18 protein-coding genes and 1 riboswitch are annotated in these 18,051 nt (G+C 61.6%); of the genes, 11 read left to right on the plus strand and 7 right to left on the minus strand.

The features are described 5' to 3' along the window. Positions 1–55: 55 nt before the first annotated feature. From B9Z33_RS06860 to B9Z33_RS06870, 3 genes are all read left to right on the plus strand, one after another. Positions 56–238: a hypothetical protein gene (locus B9Z33_RS06860; RefSeq protein WP_108286302.1), complete on the plus strand. Its 183-nt coding sequence runs from the start codon at positions 56–58 to the stop codon at positions 236–238. Between the two features lie 117 nt (positions 239–355). Beyond that, on the plus strand, positions 356–1,585 hold the full coding sequence (locus B9Z33_RS06865; RefSeq protein ID WP_108286303.1) for an MFS transporter: 1,230 nt from the start codon (positions 356–358) through the stop codon (positions 1,583–1,585). A gap of 123 nt (positions 1,586–1,708) precedes the next feature. Then, positions 1,709–2,935, plus strand: a complete 1,227-nt coding sequence (locus B9Z33_RS06870) for an MFS transporter (protein ID WP_108286304.1) — start codon at positions 1,709–1,711, stop codon at positions 2,933–2,935. A 182-nt stretch (positions 2,936–3,117) separates the two neighbouring features. Here the strand turns inward: B9Z33_RS06870 and B9Z33_RS06875 are convergent, their stop codons facing one another. Next, on the minus strand, positions 3,118–3,642 hold the full coding sequence (locus B9Z33_RS06875; RefSeq protein WP_108286305.1) for a hypothetical protein: 525 nt from the start codon (positions 3,640–3,642) through the stop codon (positions 3,118–3,120). A 129-nt stretch (positions 3,643–3,771) separates the two neighbouring features. Here B9Z33_RS06875 and xdhC point away from each other — a divergent pair, with 129 nt between their 5' ends. Beyond that, positions 3,772–4,548 (plus strand): xanthine dehydrogenase accessory protein XdhC, encoded by a 777-nt coding sequence (gene xdhC, locus B9Z33_RS06880; protein WP_199220308.1) that lies wholly within the window; start codon positions 3,772–3,774, stop codon positions 4,546–4,548. A gap of 175 nt (positions 4,549–4,723) precedes the next feature. Continuing rightward, positions 4,724–5,935 (plus strand): urate hydroxylase PuuD, encoded by a 1,212-nt coding sequence (locus B9Z33_RS06885; RefSeq protein ID WP_108287031.1) that lies wholly within the window; start codon positions 4,724–4,726, stop codon positions 5,933–5,935. Positions 5,936–5,980: 45 nt separating this feature from the next. Here the strand turns inward: B9Z33_RS06885 and B9Z33_RS06890 are convergent, their stop codons facing one another. Continuing rightward, positions 5,981–7,714: an aldehyde dehydrogenase family protein gene (locus B9Z33_RS06890; protein ID WP_108286307.1), complete on the minus strand. Its 1,734-nt coding sequence runs from the start codon at positions 7,712–7,714 to the stop codon at positions 5,981–5,983. Between the two features lie 23 nt (positions 7,715–7,737). Continuing rightward, on the minus strand, positions 7,738–9,339 hold the full coding sequence (locus B9Z33_RS06895; protein ID WP_108286308.1) for a GMC family oxidoreductase: 1,602 nt from the start codon (positions 9,337–9,339) through the stop codon (positions 7,738–7,740). 205 nt (positions 9,340–9,544) lie between these two features. Here B9Z33_RS06895 and B9Z33_RS06900 point away from each other — a divergent pair, with 205 nt between their 5' ends. Then, positions 9,545–10,504 carry a helix-turn-helix transcriptional regulator gene (locus B9Z33_RS06900; RefSeq protein ID WP_146183836.1) on the plus strand — a complete coding sequence of 320 codons (960 nt, stop codon included), beginning with the start codon at positions 9,545–9,547 and terminating at the stop codon, positions 10,502–10,504. A gap of 6 nt (positions 10,505–10,510) precedes the next feature. Here B9Z33_RS06900 and B9Z33_RS06905 read toward each other — a convergent pair whose 3' ends face one another. The 3 genes from B9Z33_RS06905 to B9Z33_RS06915 form a co-directional block, all read right to left on the minus strand. Further along, positions 10,511–11,251, minus strand: a complete 741-nt coding sequence (locus B9Z33_RS06905; protein WP_108286310.1) for an LrgB family protein — start codon at positions 11,249–11,251, stop codon at positions 10,511–10,513. Positions 11,252–11,255: 4 nt separating this feature from the next. Further along, positions 11,256–11,594, minus strand: a complete 339-nt coding sequence (locus tag B9Z33_RS06910) for a CidA/LrgA family protein (protein WP_108286311.1) — start codon at positions 11,592–11,594, stop codon at positions 11,256–11,258. A 66-nt stretch (positions 11,595–11,660) separates the two neighbouring features. Beyond that, positions 11,661–13,091, minus strand: a complete 1,431-nt coding sequence (locus tag B9Z33_RS06915; RefSeq protein ID WP_108286312.1) for an 8-oxoguanine deaminase — start codon at positions 13,089–13,091, stop codon at positions 11,661–11,663. 250 nt (positions 13,092–13,341) lie between these two features. On the opposite strand from B9Z33_RS06915, the gene B9Z33_RS06920 reads away from it, so the two are divergent. The 5 genes from B9Z33_RS06920 to B9Z33_RS06940 all read left to right on the plus strand — a co-directional run bounded on the left by B9Z33_RS06920 (position 13,342) and on the right by B9Z33_RS06940 (position 17,681). Further along, on the plus strand, positions 13,342–14,673 hold the full coding sequence (locus B9Z33_RS06920) for a glycerate kinase (protein ID WP_233252759.1): 1,332 nt from the start codon (positions 13,342–13,344) through the stop codon (positions 14,671–14,673). 103 nt (positions 14,674–14,776) lie between these two features. Continuing rightward, the gene (locus tag B9Z33_RS06925; protein WP_108286313.1) at positions 14,777–15,403 is read left to right on the plus strand and encodes a Crp/Fnr family transcriptional regulator; all 627 of its coding nucleotides are present in this window, start codon (positions 14,777–14,779) and stop codon (positions 15,401–15,403) included. Between the two features lie 80 nt (positions 15,404–15,483). Next, complete coding sequence (locus B9Z33_RS06930) at positions 15,484–15,813, plus strand: thioredoxin family protein (RefSeq protein ID WP_108286314.1); 330 nt, start codon at positions 15,484–15,486, stop codon at positions 15,811–15,813. Positions 15,814–15,859: 46 nt separating this feature from the next. After that, positions 15,860–16,038, plus strand: a riboswitch (yybP-ykoY riboswitch). 1 nt (position 16,039) lies between these two features. Next, on the plus strand, positions 16,040–16,618 hold the full coding sequence (locus B9Z33_RS06935; protein WP_108286315.1) for a TMEM165/GDT1 family protein: 579 nt from the start codon (positions 16,040–16,042) through the stop codon (positions 16,616–16,618). Positions 16,619–16,640: 22 nt separating this feature from the next. Further along, complete coding sequence (locus B9Z33_RS06940) at positions 16,641–17,681, plus strand: DMT family transporter (protein ID WP_108286316.1); 1,041 nt, start codon at positions 16,641–16,643, stop codon at positions 17,679–17,681. A 114-nt stretch (positions 17,682–17,795) separates the two neighbouring features. Here B9Z33_RS06940 and B9Z33_RS06945 read toward each other — a convergent pair whose 3' ends face one another. Continuing rightward, the gene (locus B9Z33_RS06945; RefSeq protein WP_199220309.1) at positions 17,796–18,032 is read right to left on the minus strand and encodes an oxidoreductase-like domain-containing protein; all 237 of its coding nucleotides are present in this window, start codon (positions 18,030–18,032) and stop codon (positions 17,796–17,798) included. Positions 18,033–18,051 lie beyond the last annotated feature (19 nt).

Below are 18,051 nucleotides of genomic sequence, written 5' to 3' on the forward strand. Positions count from 1 at the left end.
GAAGCGGTTTCAGGCATCCTGTCACTTTGATTGACCACCCCACAGGAGCAGGCCCATGTCAGACGATCCACGGTGCTGCGGCACTGGCACTTGCATCATCAACGCCGAAGGCCTTTGCTGGTGCGGCCAGCGCTGGGATGGCGAGAAGATGTGCTTCATGTCCGAGCCTGCGCCAGCGCCAGCCCAATCTCAAAACGCCGAGCGCTCCAATCCGCCTTCTCAGGCTGGGCAAAATTGAGCATGGCCCCAGCATGACCCGCAGCCCATTCCCGCTTGAGGTTTTGCAGCCTTTGAAGCAGGGCACAAGGCCGCCCCGTTGACCTCTTCAATCGCCCCTGCACCATCCCCACCCGCCATGCACTGGCGCGACCCGTTCCGGGTGCGAAGTTTTCGCTTCCAGTGGCCCGCCGACCTGGCCACCTCCTGGGCTTTCGAGATGGAGTCCATTGTGTTGGGCTGGTTCATCCTGGTCGAGTCGGGCTCGGTGATGATGCTGGTGGTGTTTGGCTCCTTGCAGTATTTGGGCTCTTTGGTCTCGCCCATGTTTGGCGTGGTGGGTGACCGGCTGGGGTACCGCCGCATGCTGGTCTTGTCGCGCGCCCTCTATGCAGCGCTGGCCACCAGCTTCATGCTGCTGGCTTGGTTACAAGCCCTCACGCCCATGATCGTGCTGTTCATGGCGGCCTTGGCGGGCTTGGTGCGCCCCTCGGACATGATGATGCGCAACGCCTTGATTGCGCAGACCTTGCCACCCCGACATTTGTTGGGCACCTTGGGCATTTCACGCATCACCTCGGATTCGGCCCGCATTGCGGGAGCATTGGCCGGTGCAGGCGTGGTCGCTTGGCTCGGCATGACCTGGGCTTACGCGCTGATCACCGCGCTTTACACGCTCAGCTTTGTGCTGTCTCGCGGTGTGTCGGATGTGCCCGCCCCAGCCCATGACACCGTGCGCGTGTCGCCCGTGCGCGACTTGCAGCTGGCTTTTGGCTATGTGTGGACGCGACCGGTGCTGATGGCGGCCATGGCCTTGGCCTTCTTGGTCAACCTGCTGGCCTTTCCCTTCTCTTTGGGCTTGCTGCCCTATGTGGCCAAAAACATTTACCTGACCGATCAGACGGGTCTGGGCTGGCTGGGTGCGAGTTTTGCCTTTGGGGGACTGGTGGGTTCGGTGGTGCTCAGTTCGCACCGCTTTGCGTTTCGCGCTGCGCAAACCATGGTGCTGGCGGGGGCGGTGTGGTTTGCGGTGGATGTGCTGTTGGCCTTCAGTACCCATTTGGGTGTGGGCATGGCCTTGCTGTGGGTGGCGGGCCTGGCACAAAGCCTGAGCATGACGCCCTTGGCTGCCGTGATGTTGCGCGCCACAGAACCTGCTTACCGCGGCCGGGTGATGGGCATGCGCATGCTGGCCATTTGGGGTTTGCCTTTGGGCCTGCTGCTGTCGGGCCCGCTGATTGACCGCTGGGGCTATGCCGCCACAGCTGGCATGTATTCGGCCTTAGGACTGCTCTTGACCGGGGCCATGACGGTGTATTGGCGAGTGCACATTTGGGACCGCAAAGCCCCGGCTAACGAGCCCCTTTAACAGGGCTGTTTGGCTCATGGCCCCCTGTGACGCAAGCGACAGCGCCAAACTGACCTTGGGCGCACATTATTGGGGCACTTTGGCCCAGCGAATCACTGTCTGGCCTGCCAGCGAAAACCGACCATGACGACCTCAACTTCTTCATCTGCCCCAGCTTCCCATTCCGAGGCCGACCACCCCCGCGTCGTGCGGGGCCTGCTCAACATCGCGCACGCGCTGGACCATTTGTTTTTGCTGATTTTTGCGGCGGCAGTCAGCACCATCGCGGCCGACATGGGCCTGGCCCAATGGCAAGACCTCATGCCCTATGGTGCGGGGGCGTTTTTCATGTTCGGACTGGGCTCATTACCTGCGGGGCGGCTGGGCGATTTGTGGGGCCGGCGCAGCATGATGCTGATTTTCTTTTTGGGCATTGGCGCAGCCGCCATCTTGACGGCGTTCGCGCAAACGCCCTGGCAGCTGGCAGCTTGCCTCACGCTGATCGGCGTGTTCGCCTCCATCTACCACCCGGTGGGCATTCCCATGCTGCTTGAGCGCGCGTCCAACCCCGGTGCCACCATCGGCTTCAATGGCCTGGCGGGTAATTTGGGTGTGGCCGTGGCCGCTTTGCTCACGGGCTTTTTGATCCAGTGGCAGGGCTGGCGTGCGGCCTTTGTGGTGCCGGGAGTGTTGGCCTTGGTCTGCGGCTGGGTGTTTGCCCGCGCTTGTCCGCAAGAGCTGTCGTCGCCCGCCAAGCGCAAAGGCGGTGCCAAAGTGACCCTGCCTGCGCCCATGTTGGCGCGTGCTCTGGTGGTGATGACAGCGGCGGCCATCACCAGCAGCGTGTTGTTCAACTTCACCACCAACGGCAACGGACCTTTAATCACCGAGCGCTTCAAGGGGGTGATGGAAGACCCCGCCGCTTTGGGCCTGTTGCTGGCCGTGGTCTATGCGGTCGCGTCTCTGGCTCAAGTGGTGGTGGGGCACCTGATCAACCGCTTCCCGCTCAAGCGCTTTTTCATGTTCATGGTGATGGCGCAGATCCCCATGCTGGTGCTGGCTTCGCAGGCGCAGGGCTGGTGGCTGTTTGCCGCGCTGATCGGGGTGATGGTGTTCATCTTCGGGGCGATTCCGTTCACCGATTTCATGATCGCCCGCTATGTGGACGACCGCCTGCGCTCGCGCGTGTCGGGCATGCGCCTGGGTGTGTCGTTTGCGGTCAGCTCCTTGTCGGTCTGGGCCTTGGGGCCAGTGGTCAAGGCCATGGGCTTTGGCAGTTCGCTTTTGCTGTTGGCGGGCTTTTCGGTGGCCACGACCTTGATTTTGACTTTGCTGCCTGGCGCAGCGCACGAGCAAACGTCTGCCGCATGAAGCTGCCAGCCGTTTTAGATTCGGCACGCTGAAGTTTGGAGTTTTTTGCACCGTCAACCCGTAGGTCGGTAGCTTCAGCTCCGACGATGCTGGTTTCGGCGCAGGCCCCTGTCAGGGCTGAAGCCACCGATCTACAAACCCCTTGAAGATTGAAAACTTCAAGGGACTGAATCAATAGCGCTTCAGTCCTGGCCTTCGGTCAAGGTGTCCAGCTGGAATTTGCCGCTTTTGTGCCAAAGCCAAGTGTCGGTGTAGGTCACCTGGCTCAGGTGCCGTGGGACAGGGTAGGGGGCGGCAGCTTTGACCATGCGCTCAATTTCGGCCATGACCTGCGGAACGTGTTTGGGGGCGCGCATCCAGTTGACGGCTTTCACGGCACCTTTTTGGTCAATGTCCACATTCAACACGCCGACGGCTTCCAGCAACGGCGGCATGCGCCCTTTGTAAATGCGTTGGGCATTCATGCCGTACAAATGCCCTGCCGCATCTTTTCGGTATTCTTTGCTGTTGCGAGCAAGTGAGGCGAGGCCTGTTGGCGTGTTCACGACCTCCGGCACTTTGGCAACGGGCGGCGGTGGCGTTGCTGCAGGAGGCTTTGCGACTGGCGGTGGCGTGCTGCATCCGCTCAAAAAGCCCAAACCAATGGCCCCCAGACACAGCAATGTGTGGGTGAGCGCATGCTGAAACTGATGCAAATGTTTGTTCATGGCAAGCTCTTGTCCTTGGCATACTCTGCGGTGGCCATGATTGTGGCACCGACAAAGTCCGGTGGGCAAACAAATGACAGGTAAAAACCCTTTGAATGGACAGCCAAAGTGAATTGGATTGAGCAAGCAATGCAGCGCTTGAAGTCAGAAAACGCGGTCATGGTGACCGTGTTGTCGACGCAAGGCTCGGTGCCCAGGGGGCCGGGCACCCGCATGGTCGTTTTTGCGCAGGGCGAGTGCGGCACCATTGGCGGTGGGCATTTGGAGTTTCAGGCCATTGCCCACGCCCGCCAATGGCTGGCAGGTCAGACGCGTGAAGCCACACTGCGCCAGGTGCTGGGCCCCAGTTTGGGGCAGTGCTGCGGTGGTGCAGTCGAGCTGGCTTTTGAGGCCGTGAGCGCAGCCGACCTGCCGCGCCTGCGCGAGCAGCTCATGCCACCCCGCACGCCGCTGGCCTTGTTTGGCGGGGGCCATGTCGGCAAAGCCTTGGTCAACACCTTGGCCCCTTTGCCGTTTGCTGTGCGCTGGGTTGACAGTCGCGACGAGATTTTTCCGTCCGATGTGCCCGATGTCGTCGAATGTGAACACTCCAACCCGGTGCAAGCCGCTGTGGCCGATCTGGCCCCCGGCAGCCGCGTGTTGATCATGAGCTTCAGCCATGCCGAAGACCTCGACATCGTGATCGCCTGCCTCAAGCGTCAGCGCGACCAAGGGGACCTGCCTTTTGTGGGCTTGATCGGCAGCAAGACCAAATGGGCCACCTTTCGGCATCGCCTGGAGGACCGGGGTTTCAGCGCCGAAGAGATGGCACACATCACCTGCCCGATTGGCGTGCCGGGCATCGTGGGCAAAGAGCCCGAAGTCATCGCTGTGGCCGTGGCGGCACAACTCTTGCAAACGCTGTAAAGACAAGTTCTGGTTTCTACGGATGTTACAGAGGCCTCCAGGGCTGGATTTGGATGCATAAACTGTATACACTTCGGTGCACTGGTCGCAGCGGCGCAAGAACCCCCGGGTTCATGTTCGCGACCGAATGACCGCTCACAGGGCCCGCGGTGGTGAGCTGGTTGGAGAATCCTTCATGGAAACGTATCTGCTGGAATGGGCCAATTTGTTGCTGCGCTGGGTGCATGTCATCACCGCCATCGCCTGGATTGGTTCTTCGTTTTACTTTGTCTTTCTGGACAACAACCTGCAAAAACCCAACTCACCCGACCTGCTTGAAAAAGGTGTGGGTGGTGCGATGTGGGCCGTGCACGGCGGTGGTTTTTACAACCCCCAGAAATACATGGTGGCCCCCAAAATCATCCACACCAAGCTGCACTGGTTTTATTGGGAGAGTTATTCCACATGGCTCAGCGGTTTTGCGCTGTTCACTGTGCTGTACCTCTACAACGCGGGCACCTTCCTGATCGACAAATCGCTGATGGACTGGACACCGGTGGTGGCCGGTTCGGCCGCATTGGGTTTTTTGGTGGCGTTCTGGTTTGTTTACGACATCATTTGCCGTCTGTTTGGCTTTCGCAAAAACGGCGAACTGATCGTGGCGGGCCTGATGATTGTGGTGATTGCCTTCGCTTCGTGGCTGGCCAATCAGCTGTTTGCAGGGCGCGCCGCTTTCTTGCTGGTGGGCGCGATGATCGCCACCAGCATGAGCGCCAACGTGTTTTTCTGGATCATCCCTGGCCAGCGCAAGGTCGTGGCCGCCATGACCAGCGGCGAGGCCTATGACGCCAACGCCCTGGCCATCCACGGCAAGCGCGGCAAGCAGCGCAGCGTGCACAACACTTACTTCACGCTGCCCGTCATCTTTGCGATGCTGAGCAACCACTACAGCTTCTTGTACACGCACGAACACCGCTGGGTGCTGCTGTTTGTGATGATGTTTGCCGGGGCTTTGATTCGCCAGTTTTTTGTGCAGCGCCACGGCTACCACCTGGGCCGCGCAGCCAACCCCTGGCCCTTTGCCGCCGTGGGTGTGGTGCTGATTCTGGGCGTGATCATTGCCCTGCGACCTGCAGCGCCCGTGGCATCCGCCGTACCCGCTGCGCCTGTGAGCTTTGCGCAAGTCAAAGCCGTGCTGGAGCAGCGTTGCTACATGTGCCATGGCGAACAGGTGCAGATGAAAAACGTGCGCCTGGACAGCCCGGAGTTGGTCAAACAAAACGCCCAAAACGTGTACCAGCAAGTGGTGGTGACCAAACAAATGCCCATGAACAACGCCACCGGCATCACCGACGACGAGCGTGACCTTATCGGCCGCTGGTTTCAGGCAGGTGGCAAGGTCGATTGATGGCTGAGTGCTGGCAGCGCGGCCTCTGACAGGTCGCCTGGCCATTTAGCCCAGTAACGCGTTGAGGAAAATGCGCGGCATCTTCAGCAAACTGGGGCGGTGCTGAAACGCCACCAGAAGTTTGCCCAAAATGCCCCCCTTGCGGTTGGTCACGAACCAGGGTGGGCGCGGCAGCAAGGTGAACGACAAGCTCAGCAGGTTGCGCGGGAAGGGGCGAAACGGGGCCTCGACCACGGCGCGCTGAGGCTTGTCAAACAGCAGGGTGTTGTGCACCACGCCCATGCCGCTTTGCACGTCGGCCAGCGTATGACCCGGGAATGCACCCCAGGGCGACTGCGCAGACAAAAATCCCAAGCCTGTCCAGGCATTGATGGCGATGGTGCCGTAGTGCAGATCGGCCAGGATTTCTTCGAATCGTTGGCGTCCGATTTGGGCGATCGTTTTCGGGTGGATCACGATGTTGGCACCCAAGGTGCCGTACAACTGCTCGTTGGCAAACGCAATCGCTTGCACCAGATAGGCCTCGGCATCGACCCCGCTGATCTCGAGCAAATTCAGTGCTGGCGCAAACACCTCGGTGGACCGGGCGCGGGCATTGCCGATGTCCAGTGTGGATATCACCATGTCCTGTGAGCCAGGTCGGCGGATGGTTTTGAAGGTTGGATTGTGGGTGCAGAACTCCGCCAAGCGCTCTTTGGCACCGGGATAGTAAAGACCGCGTGGTGGCGCATGGCTGACCACACTTTCAAGAGCGCCCATAAATGCCGTTTTTTGCGCCCAGTCTTTGGGCATCACCAGAACCTGACATGCCACGCAATTGAAGCCGGAGTTGTGCAGTTTTTGCGTGGCCACTTGCTCGGCCTGAAACCGGATGTCGGCCGCCGACCAAGGGCCTGGCACCACGATGGTGGGGCACACCGCCCCCAGCTCCGAGGTGATTTGCCGGGTGTTGATCGGCGTGTTGGTGACCTTGTTGGCGCGGCCCTGTTCGCCGGGGCCCCACACGATGGCGTCGTGCGATGCGCCCGCGCCGGTGATATGCAAGGTCTCTACCAACGGGTGATTGCACAGGTATTGCCCCACGTCGGTGCCGCCCCGCACGATGCGCACAAAACCCCGGTCGATCAGCGGTTTGAGTGCGGCATTCAAGAACTCGATCAGGTAATCGTTGACCGGATTCATCTTCAGAATGGCCACTTCGTTTTCTGCAAACAGCTTGTGAAACACGTCCAGCGGCGCAATGGCTGCGATGTTGCCCGCGCCCAACACCAGGGCCAATTTGCCGGTTTTGTGCTGCGGGCTGGCGGGGTCGTAAATGGCAGCCGTGTGCTCGGCCAGGTGGGCGCGGGTTACGCCCGGCTGCATCCACACATCGAGCTTGACGCCGCTCAGCAGCAGGTGGTCCCACAGCGAATGCGGCAACACGCGGGCGGCCAGTTGGCCATTGGGCAACTCGCGCACCGGCAAATCGTCAAGGTGGTGTTTGCCTTGCACCTTGGACAGCGTGGCCATCATCTGATTGCAATAAGCCATGACGGTGTAGGGCCCGGAGAGCCATTCCTCGCCTTCAAGCGGCGAGCCCTTGGGAATGCCTTTTTGGCGCGAAGCCGTTTCGGCCCAAGCCTGCGCCACGGGCAGCAGGGCGTCCTTGATTTCGTTCAGGATGGCGATGCGCTCGGCCACCGAGGTTTGTACCCAGCGGTTGCGGTGGTCGGCCAGGGTTTGCAGGTCGCGGTCCAGGCTGGCTTGGCACTCGGTCAGGGAGGGTAGTTTTTGCATGTTGGGCGCTCTTGCTTGGGGTTTCAGGCTTGGCGAATCAGGTCAGCAGCTTTTTCGCCAATCATGATGGTAGGCGCATTGGTGTTGCCGCTGGACACGGTGGGCATGATGGACGCGTCCACCACGCGCAGGCCTTGCAAGCCGTGCACCCGCAGCTGGGCATCGACCACGGCCAGTGGGTCACTGGCTGGGCCCATCTTGCAGGTGCCTACGGGGTGGTATTGCGTGTCGGCGCGGCGGCGGATGTCGGCCGCGATGGCGGCCTTGTCGTTCTTGTCCACCGGGTAAAGCATCTTGCCGCGAATGGCGTCAAAGGGCTTGGACTCGATGATGGCTTGTTGCATCTGCACGCCTTTGACCAGCAGGTCCAAGTCGCGCTCGTCGCCCAAAAAATTGGGGTCGATGACCGGGGCTTGGCGCACATCCGGGCTGTTCAGTGTCACGGTGCCTCGGCTGTGCGGGCGGATCACGTCGACGTGGCAAGAAAAGCCATGGCCCAGGTGCATTTTGCGGCTGTGGTCGTCCACGATGCCGACCACAAACACCAGCTGGAGGTCGGGCGATTGCACCTCGGGTGAGGACCGTAAAAACGCGCCCGACTCGGCAAAGGTGCTGGTCACCAGGCCGGTGCGTTGTTTCTTCCACTCGCCAATGGCTTTTGTAACCTTGACGGTGCCCGTCGCCGACACGCCAAAGGTCTCGGAGTTGCTGGGCGCACGCCAGGTCTGCACATGGTCGATGTGGTCGTGCAGGTTTTTGCCCACGCCTTCAAGCGCATGTACCACCGGGATGCCATGGCGCTGCAGCTCGGCCGCTGGCCCCACGCCCGAGGCCATGAGCAGTTGCGGCGAGCCAAAAGCCCCGGCCGACACAATCACCTCGCGGCGTGCGCGCAGTTCGCTCACCTGGCCGCCTTGGTCAATGCGCACACCCACCGCGCGCGTGCCTTCAAACAAGATTTTTGTGGTGATGGTGTTTGTCTTGACGCTCAGGTTGGGGCGCGACAGATGGGGCGTGATGTAGGCCTTGGCCGCGCTGTGGCGTTCGCCGTTTTTGTGGAAGACCTGGTACATGAATGAGCCAAACTGCTCGGCCCCGTTGTAGTCGGGGTTGTACGGAATGCCGTGCAGGGCGCAGGCATCGAGGAACATTTTGTTGACCGCGCTGGGGCTGCGCAGCTCGGCCACGTTTTGCGGGCCGCCCGTTCCGTGGTATTCGCTGTCGGTGTGGGTTTCGTTGTGCTCGGCTTTTTTGAAGTAAGGCAGCACATCTTGGTAAGACCAGCCGGTGTTGCCCAGCTCGGCCCAGTGGTCGTAATCGTGGCGGCCGCCCCGCACGTACAGCATGGCGTTGATGGAGCTGGAGCCGCCCAGCACCTTGCCGCGTGGCTGGTAACCCTGGCGACCGTTCAGGCCCTTTTGCGGCACGGTTTTGAAGGCCCAGTTGTTGAACGGAATGGGCAGCATGGCCACGACACCAGCAGGCGCGTGGATGAAAATGCTCTTGTCCGGTCCGCCCACTTCCAGCAGGCACACGCTCACGTTGGGGTCTTCGCTCAGGCGCGAAGCCACCACGCAACCGGCCGATCCGCCGCCCACCACGATGTAATCGAATTCAGTGCTCATCAGGGTCTCCTGTTTTTATCGATGAAAGACCCTTGCAGTCTAGAAATCGGCCAGGCGGCTGACTATCCAGATTTCGGCAAATGGGGTGCTGCGCGATGGGTGTTTACCCTTGCATCGCGGGTTGGTGCAGGCCGCCACATGCGGGTCACGGCGGATTGACAGAAGTTGCACCAAAGCATCCAATTTCGGCTTGCCTGCCCAAACCATGTCTTTGCCCACACCTACTTCTGCCGGCTTTGTGACCCAGCTGAACGCCTTCGATCCGCAGGCGTTGGTGCTGGCTTTGCAAGAGGGTTTTTTGGAGCATGTGCAGCTGCAGCCCGGTCGCTTTGGCGGGCAGATCGTGCACAGCATCAGCACCCAATGCCGCACCGACTGGGGCCAGTACAACCTGGCCTTGCTGGCGCGCGGCGACCTGTCGCGGCAATGGTTGTCGGTGGGCATTTTTCTGCAAGGCCAGGACAGCTGGCGCGTGCAAGGCAAGGCGCTGCGCAATGGCGACCTGGTGGTGTACGCCCCGGGCAGCGACATGTGCATCAGCTTGCCGCCGCAGGCGCAGTGGATGGGCATGCAAATTCCGATGGCGCGGCTGCAGGCGCTGGGCTTCGAGATGCCGCAGGGCCTGAGCGCCTTGCACTTGCCGGGCGAGCTGTCTGCCGAGTCGGCCACCCGGCTGGCCGAGCTGTCGTGCGTGCTGGGCCCCGATCGATTGCAAGCACCGGGCTGCGCGGCCATGGAGCAGGCCCACGAACAACTGGTGCAAGTCATCTGGCACGAGTTGGCCCGCCGCTGGCACCATCCCTCGCCGCACAGTATCACGCAGTTGCAAACGCGTGAGCGCTTGGTGGAGTCGGTGCAAAACTGGTGCGAAGACCACAGCGCCGCGCCGCTGCGCATTGACGCGCTTTGCCAAGACATGGGCGTGCCCGTTTGGGAGTTGGAGCGTGCTTTCCAGCACACCTATGGCATGGCCCCGCAGCGCCTGATCACCCTGCAGCGCCTGGCCAAGGCGCGGCGTGCCTTGCTGACCCAAAATGCCAGCGTGACCGACATCGCCATGGGCCACGGCTTTTGGCATCTGGGGCGGTTTGCGGTGCTCTACAAAAACTATTTTGGCGAAAGCCCCTCACACACCCGCCGCTGCGCCAGTGCCGCTCAGGCCTGAGCGGTTTTAAAACCACCAGCCCACGGCGTACGGAATCAGCACCGCCCCTGCAATGCCGTGCAGCCCCATGCCCAAGCTGGCATAGGCCCCGGCCTCGGCATTGACGCTGAAAGCGCGAGAAGTGCCAATGCCGTGCGCGGCCACCCCCAAAGCAAAGCCGCGCTGCCACCAGGCCGTGACGCGCAAGGCGTCCAGCACATAGCGGCCCAACACCGCCCCCAAAATGCCAGTGCTCACGGCAAAGATGGCGGTCAGGGTGGGCGAGGCCTGCACGCGTTCGGCGATGCCCATGGCAATCGGCGCGGTGACCGACTTGGCCACCAGGCCGCGCACCAAGGCTTCGTCCACCCCCAGCCAGCGCGCCACGCCCACTGCCGTGAGCACCGAGGTCACGCCGCCCGCCACCAGCGACAGCATCAACACCCCCATGCGCCCCTTGAGCGAGGCAAAACCTTTGTAGATGGGAATGGCCAGCGACACCGTGGCCGTGCCCAGCAAGAAGTGCACAAACTGCGCGCCTTCAAAGTACTGGGCATAAGGCATGTCGAGCACGCTGATGCTCAGGCACACCAGCACCACCGCGATCAACACCGGGTTGGCCAGCGGGTTGCGCTGGCTGCGCTCGTATAGGGTTAGGCCGATCAAGTAAGCGCTGAGCGTGAGCACCAAAGCCAGCAGCGGGCTGCCTGAGAGGTAGACCCAAATCTCGGAGATGGCGGGCAGGTCGGAGCGTGTCATGGTGTTCATGGCCTCAGTCCTTGGGGGCCAGCAGCTTGAGCACAAGTGCTGTCACCGCCACCGTGGCCAGCACACTGATCACCAGCGCCGCGCTGATGGCCCAGGCATTGGCCCGCAGCACTGGAAAATAAAGCACCACGCCCACTGATGCCGGAATGAAGAGCAGCCCCAAGTGCTGCAAGATGCTGCTACCCACCATGTCCATAGAGGCTGGCACATGGCCACGCAGCCCCAAAAACGCCATCAACAGCACCAGACCCAGCACCGGGCCGGGGATGAAGGGCAGGGCGAACTTGGAGAGCAGCTCGCCCAGGGCTTGGAAGATGAAGAGTTGGACGAGGCCTTGGATCATGGGCTCAGTGTATGCAAGGGTCTGAAGGATGGCGAGTCTCAACAGTTGTGACTCGCATCAAGGTAGTCACTTCGCCCCCAAAGCCAGCTGCATCGCCAGCTGGTTGTGCCGCTCGATCAGCGGCCCCATGTCCACCGTCGCGATCTCGCCCTGGCGCACCACCACGCGCCCGTTGACGATGGTGTAGTCGGCGTTGTCGCTGGCGCAAAGCAAGAGCGAGCCCACCGGGTCGTGCACCGCGCCGCCCGCCATGCTGAGCGTGTCGGTGCGGAACATCGCGATGTCGGCGCAATAACCCTCTTTGATCTGCCCCAGCTCGTGGGCGCGGCCCAGCACTTCGGCGCCGCCGCGTGTGGCCAGGCGCAGGGCGTCGCGGGGTGTCATCTCGGCGGGGCCGTGGTCACAGCCGTACACGGTACGCCCGTCTTCGACGCGCGGTGGTTCCATCGCCCTGCCCACACGGGCCAGCAGCATGGCTTGGCGGGCTTCGTTCAGCAGGTGCGCCGCATCGTTGCTGGCGCTGCCGTCGACGCCCAAGCCAATGGGCACGCCGGCGTCGAGCATTTTGCGCAGGGGCAAGATGCCGCTGGCCAAGCGCATGTTGCTGCACGGGCAGTGGGCGATGCCAGTGCGCGTGCGGGCAAACAAATACGTGCCTTCGTCGTCCAGCTTCACGCCGTGCGCGTGCCACACGTCGTGGCCCACCCAGCCCAGGTCCTCAGCGTATTGCGCGGGCGTGCAGTTGAACTTCTCGCGGGTGTAAGCGATGTCGTGGTCGTTTTCGGCCAAGTGGGTGTGCAGCCGCACGCCGTGGGCGCGGGCTAGTTTTGCCGATTCGCGCATCAGGTCCTGGCTCACGCTGAAGGGTGAACAGGGCGCCACGGCCACATGCGTCATCGCGCCGTAGCTGGCGTCGTGCCACCGTTCTATCAGGCGCTGGGTTTCTTTTAAAATGGCGGGTTCTTTTTCGACCACGCTGTCGGGCGGCAGGCCGCCTTGCGACTGCCCCACGCTCATGCTGCCGCGAGTGGCCGTGAAGCGCATGCCCATGGTGCGCGCGGCTTCAATGCTGTCGTCTAGCCGCACGCCGTTGGGGTAGATGTAAAGGTGGTCACTGCTGGTGGTGCAACCACTTAACAGCAGCTCGGCCATGGCCACCTGGCCAGAGACACGCACCATCTCGGGTGTCAGGCCCACCCAGATGGGGTACAGGCCTTGGAGCCAAGAAAACAGCTCGGCGTTTTGCACCCCGGGGATCGCCCGCGTGAGCGATTGGTACATGTGGTGGTGGGTGTTGATCAGGCCCGGCACCACCACATGGCGGCGGGCGTCGATCACTTCATCCACCTGCTTGACCAGTTCATCGGTGTTTTCAGTGGTGGGAATGATCCGCTCGATGCGGCCGTCGCGGATCAGCAGCGAGGCGTCATTAAGTTCTGTGTTCGTATCGTCTTGTGTGGCGATGCAGCGGGCGCGGTGGATCAGCAGCGTGGTCATGGACTTGTCCTGGGCTAGGGGTGAAACAAGTCGCGGCCGAATCCCCTGATGTCCGCACAAAGCGGGGAGGGCGAGCACCGCGCTGCCGAGCGTACCGGGCTGTGCTGGGGGTGGGTGACAGGCACCCGATCCGGGCGTGATTGTGCCCGAGTTGACGCACTCTTGGCGCTTGAGCAGGTACAGTCAGGCGAGTGTTTTTATTCGTTCACGGCGACCACTTGTCTCCAACCCCTTCTAACTGCCCTCAGACATGACCACAGCGTTTCAGACCGAATCCGTCAGCACCGCACAAGCCTTGGCTTTGTTGCGCCAGCTCTACAACGTGGCCGTGCAGCGGGCGTTGCCTCTGCACAACACGGCCGCCCATTTGCCCCCGCCACCGAAAGGCCGCACCTTGGTGCTGGGCGCTGGCAAAGCGGGCGGGGCGATGGCGCAGGCGGTAGAGGCTTGGTGGCCCAAAGACGCGCCGCTGTCGGGTCTGGTGGTCACGCGCTATGGCCACACGCCGCCACGTCCAGCGGGTTTGTCCGAGCGCATCGAGGTGGTGGAGGCTTCGCACCCGGTGCCCGATGCGGCGGGTCTGCAAGCGGCCGAGCGGATTTTGGAATTGACAAAAGGCCTGACAGCCGATGACCTGGTGCTTTGCCTGATTTCGGGCGGCGGCTCGTCGCTGCTGACTTTGCCTGCAGAGGGCATCAGCCTGCAACTCAAGCAAGACATCAACCGCCAGCTGCTGGCCAGCGGAGCCAACATTGCCGAGATGAATTGCCTGCGCAAACACCTTTCGCGCATCAAGGGCGGGCGTCTGGCGGCAGCTTGCGCGCCGGCTCGGGTGGTCACTCTCACCATCAGCGATGTGACGGGCGATGACCCGTCCATCATCGCCAGCGGCCCCACGGTGGCCGACGCCACCACCTGCGCCGACGCGCTGGCCATCTTGCAATGCTACGCGATTGCTGTGCCGCCCGATGTGTTACAAGCTTTGCAGGCAGGTACATGGGAAACGCCCAAACCCGGCTCGCCCGTGTTTGCGGGCCATGCCCTGCACATGATCGCCACGCCCCAGCAGTCGCTGGAAGCAGCGGCCGAGGCAGCCCGGGCCCAAGGCTTGAACGCCTACATCTTGAGCGACGAGATCGAGGGCGAGTCGCGCGAGGTGGGCAAGGTGCACGCCGCACTCGCGCGGACGGCAGCCAAAGGGCAGGGGCCATTTCAAAAGCCTTGCGTGATTTTGAGCGGTGGTGAAACCACCGTGACCATCAAACCCCAGCCTGCGGGCACGCCACGTGGACGCGGCGGTCGGGCGGGTGAGTTTTGCATGGGCCTGGCCCAGGCCCTGCAAGGCCAGCAAGGTGTGTGGGCTTTGGCCGCTGACACCGATGGCATCGACGGCATCGAAGACAACGCGGGTGCGCAAGTGACGCCCGACACTCTGGCGCGGGCAGCCGCGCTGGGTCATAAGGTGGACGAACATTTGCAGCGCAACGATGCTTATGGCTTTTTTGAACCCTTGGGTGATCTGGTCATCACGGGCCCCACGCACACCAATGTGAATGATTTCAGGGCGATTTTGGTGGTCTGATTTGAGGAAAATCGGACGACCGCCACAAGTCGCGTGAAGGCAAGCGGGGTATTGATGTGCGTCAAACCTGCAGGCCCTGTGCTCTGGCACATTCAGGGCCATCATGTTGGATACTTCTTTGCCCCTTTTGTCCGAAGCCGCTGCCTGTCAGGAGGCCGGTACCGTCTTGTTGCGCCGTGGCGATTCGGTCGACCGCATCGTGCACGTGATGCAGGGTCGGGTGGTTTTGGGGGTGATGACGCAAGGTGAAATAACCCACCAATTGGGTGTGGTCGAAGGGCCTTTTTGGCTGGAGGCCGCTTCGGGCTTGTTGGGCTTGCCGCACGCGTTAGACGCTGTGGCCGAAACACCTGTGCAGCTGCAATATGTCAGCGTGCCCGACTTCGTGGCCCAAGTAAAAGCCTTGCCTGAGGCTTCGCAAAACCTGTTGATGGACATGGCGCGCTCGCAGCGCCAACAAACCGAGCTGGGTGTGAGCCGCCTGGCCAAGGACGCCGATGCGCGCTGCGCTGAATGGTTGCTGCGTCATGCCGAGACCAATGCGCTGGCCGGTGGTCTGGCCGTCACCTTGCGTGAACGCAAACGCACCATCGCGGCCCAATTGGGTATTGCGCCAGAAACTTTTTCGCGGGTGCTGCGCCATTTGCGTGAGCGGCAGCTCATCAGTGGTGGTGGGCGTGTGCTGGGTTTGCCCAATCCGCAAGCCCTGCGCGATTTGGCTGGGGTCTGACCGCATTTTGCAAACCGGGGCGACGCTGACCCAAGCCAAGCTTGCAATACCATTGCGGATCAACGCTTTGTCAGTTCAACATGCCAGCCCCTTACCTCAGTGAAATTGAAGCCCCCAGCCGCGCCGATGTGGACGCTTTGCGTGGCTTGACCCTGCTCGAATTTGGCACCAATTGGTGCGGCCATTGCCGCGCTGCCCAGCCTGTCGTGAACCAAGGGCTGGCAGACCACCCCCAATGGCAACACCTCAAGGTGGAAGACGGCTCGGGCCGTGCGCTGGGGCGTTCTTTTCGCGTCAAACTTTGGCCCACGCTGGTTTTCTTGCGCGACGGCCAGGAAATTGCCCGGCTGGTGCGGCCCACATCGTTGACTGAATTGAATGCTGTTTGGGCTGACCTGAACAGGGTTTGATCGCTGGCGTGTTGGCCCTTTTGGGGCACACGCGCATGATAAGATCGCCGCCGTCACTGGGGAGTAGCCGCTCTTTCACCCAAGAGGCTTGCGTCAACATACTTGGTCTTTTTGGACCATGGCGCAAGCAGCACCGTGCCTGGCAAGACCTTTGACCATGATGCCTCCGTTCAGGCCGGAGATGCGTCGTGGTCATTCGTTTTTTTGATCCGGCCTTGGAGTCTTCATGGAATCCCTTCTCGTCTCAACTGGCGTTGTGGCACTCGCTGAAATTGGCGACAAAACCCAGCTTCTCGCGTTCATCCTCGCAGCGCGCTTCAAAAAACCCCTTCCCATCATCGCCGGCATTCTGGCGGCCACCATCGTCAACCACGGTTTGGCCGGTGCTTTGGGTGCCTGGATCACCTCTGCCATCAGTCCCGAAGTGCTGCGGTGGGTGTTGGGTGCTTCTTTCATCGGCATGGCCATCTGGACGATGATCCCCGATGAAATCGAAGAAGATGAAACCCAGGTGGCCAAGCGCTTCGGTGTTTTCGGTGCCACGCTGATCACCTTCTTTTTGGCTGAAATGGGCGACAAGACACAGATCGCCACGGTGGCCATGGCGGCACACTACGCATCCCCCGTGATGGTGGTGATCGGCACCACACTGGGCATGCTGATTGCCGACGTGCCTGCGGTCTTTGTGGGTGACAAACTGGCCAACAAGATTCCAATGAAACTCGTGCACTCGATTGCTGCAGGTGTCTTTGCCATTTTGGGTGTGGCGACGCTGCTGGGCGCTGGTGCCCGGTTTGGTATCTGACACAGCAACTGAGGATCGGTTCATGCGCCACAGTGTTTTATTTGCCCTGAGCGCTGCCGCTTTGTTTGGTGTCAGCACACCGGTTGCCAAACTGCTGGTTGGAGAAATCTCTCCGCTTTTGTTGGGCGGGCTGTTGTATCTGGGCAGCGGCCTGGGTCTGGCTGTCATCAGGCTGGTGCGTGACCGAGGTTGGAAGACCTCAGGGCTCTTGGTGCACGAATGGCCATGGCTTTTGGGGGCCATTGTGTTTGGTGGCGTGTTGGGTCCGGTGGCGCTGATGGTCGGCCTGACCTACACCAGTGGTTCGGTGGCCTCTCTTTTGTTGAACCTCGAATCCGTACTCACGGCGGTGCTGGCCTGGCTGGCTTTCAAGGAAAACGCCGATCGGCGCGTGGTGTTGGGCATGTTGGCCATCGTCTCAGGCGGGTTGGTGTTGTCGTGGCCTCTTGGGCAGATGGGCTCAGCGCACTGGATGGGGCCCGCCGCCATCGCCTTGGCGTGTTTGTGTTGGGCCATCGACAACAACCTGACCCGCAAAGTCTCTGCGTCCGATGCCTTGTTCATCGCGAGCACCAAAGGCTTGATGGCGGGCGGGGTCAACACCACGATCGCGCTGGCGATTGGCTTGGCCTTGCCCGACGCGGCCACGCTCTCGGTGACCTTGTTGGTCGGGTTGGTCGGTTATGGCCTCAGTCTGGTCTTGTTTGTGTTGGCTTTGCGTGGCTTGGGCGCCGCACGCACAGGGGCCTATTTTTCAACGGCGCCGTTCATGGGGGCGGCTGTGGCGGTGCTCTTTTGGGGTGAAGCAACATCGCCCTTGTCTTGGTTGGCCTGTGTTTTGATGGGGCTTGGCGTCTGGTTGCACCTGAGCGAGCGGCATGAGCATGAACACACCCACGAGCCGCTAGAACACATGCATCAGCACCGGCATGACGAACACCATCAACATGCGCATGACGTTGCTTGGGATGGCGCGCAGCCGCACAGCCACTGGCATGTTCACCAAGCCATGTCGCACAAACATCCGCATTTTCCGGACATTCACCATCGGCACAGCCACTGAGGTTTGACTTGTTTCGCCGCCCCTCACAGCGCGTCGCATTCAGGGGGCGATTTCCAGACTGTTGGGTTGGCGTGTCTGGGGCTGTGACGTGCAGACTCGGCTGCAAGCCATGCTTTACCCCGCCAACAAAGCACCTGCATCCTCGTACCAAAACATCAGCGCTGCGTCGTAGCTCTCCCACACGCAGCCGTTGCAGCCGCGTCCGCAACACGATGTGGGCTCGGGTGGTGGTTCCCTGAAGTCGTGGCCTGCCGCTTGCAGGCGTTCCTGAAATTGCGCAATGCCCCGGCGCACGGAAGCGCGCTGGGCCTGGTAGGGGTCGATGATGGGGTGCTCGTTGCCTTCGGTCATGTCCAATTGTCGGTCAGCG

It is taken from the genome of Limnohabitans sp. T6-20, assembly GCF_003063505.1.
Taxonomy (GTDB): Bacteria; Pseudomonadota; Gammaproteobacteria; order Burkholderiales; family Burkholderiaceae_C; genus Limnohabitans_A.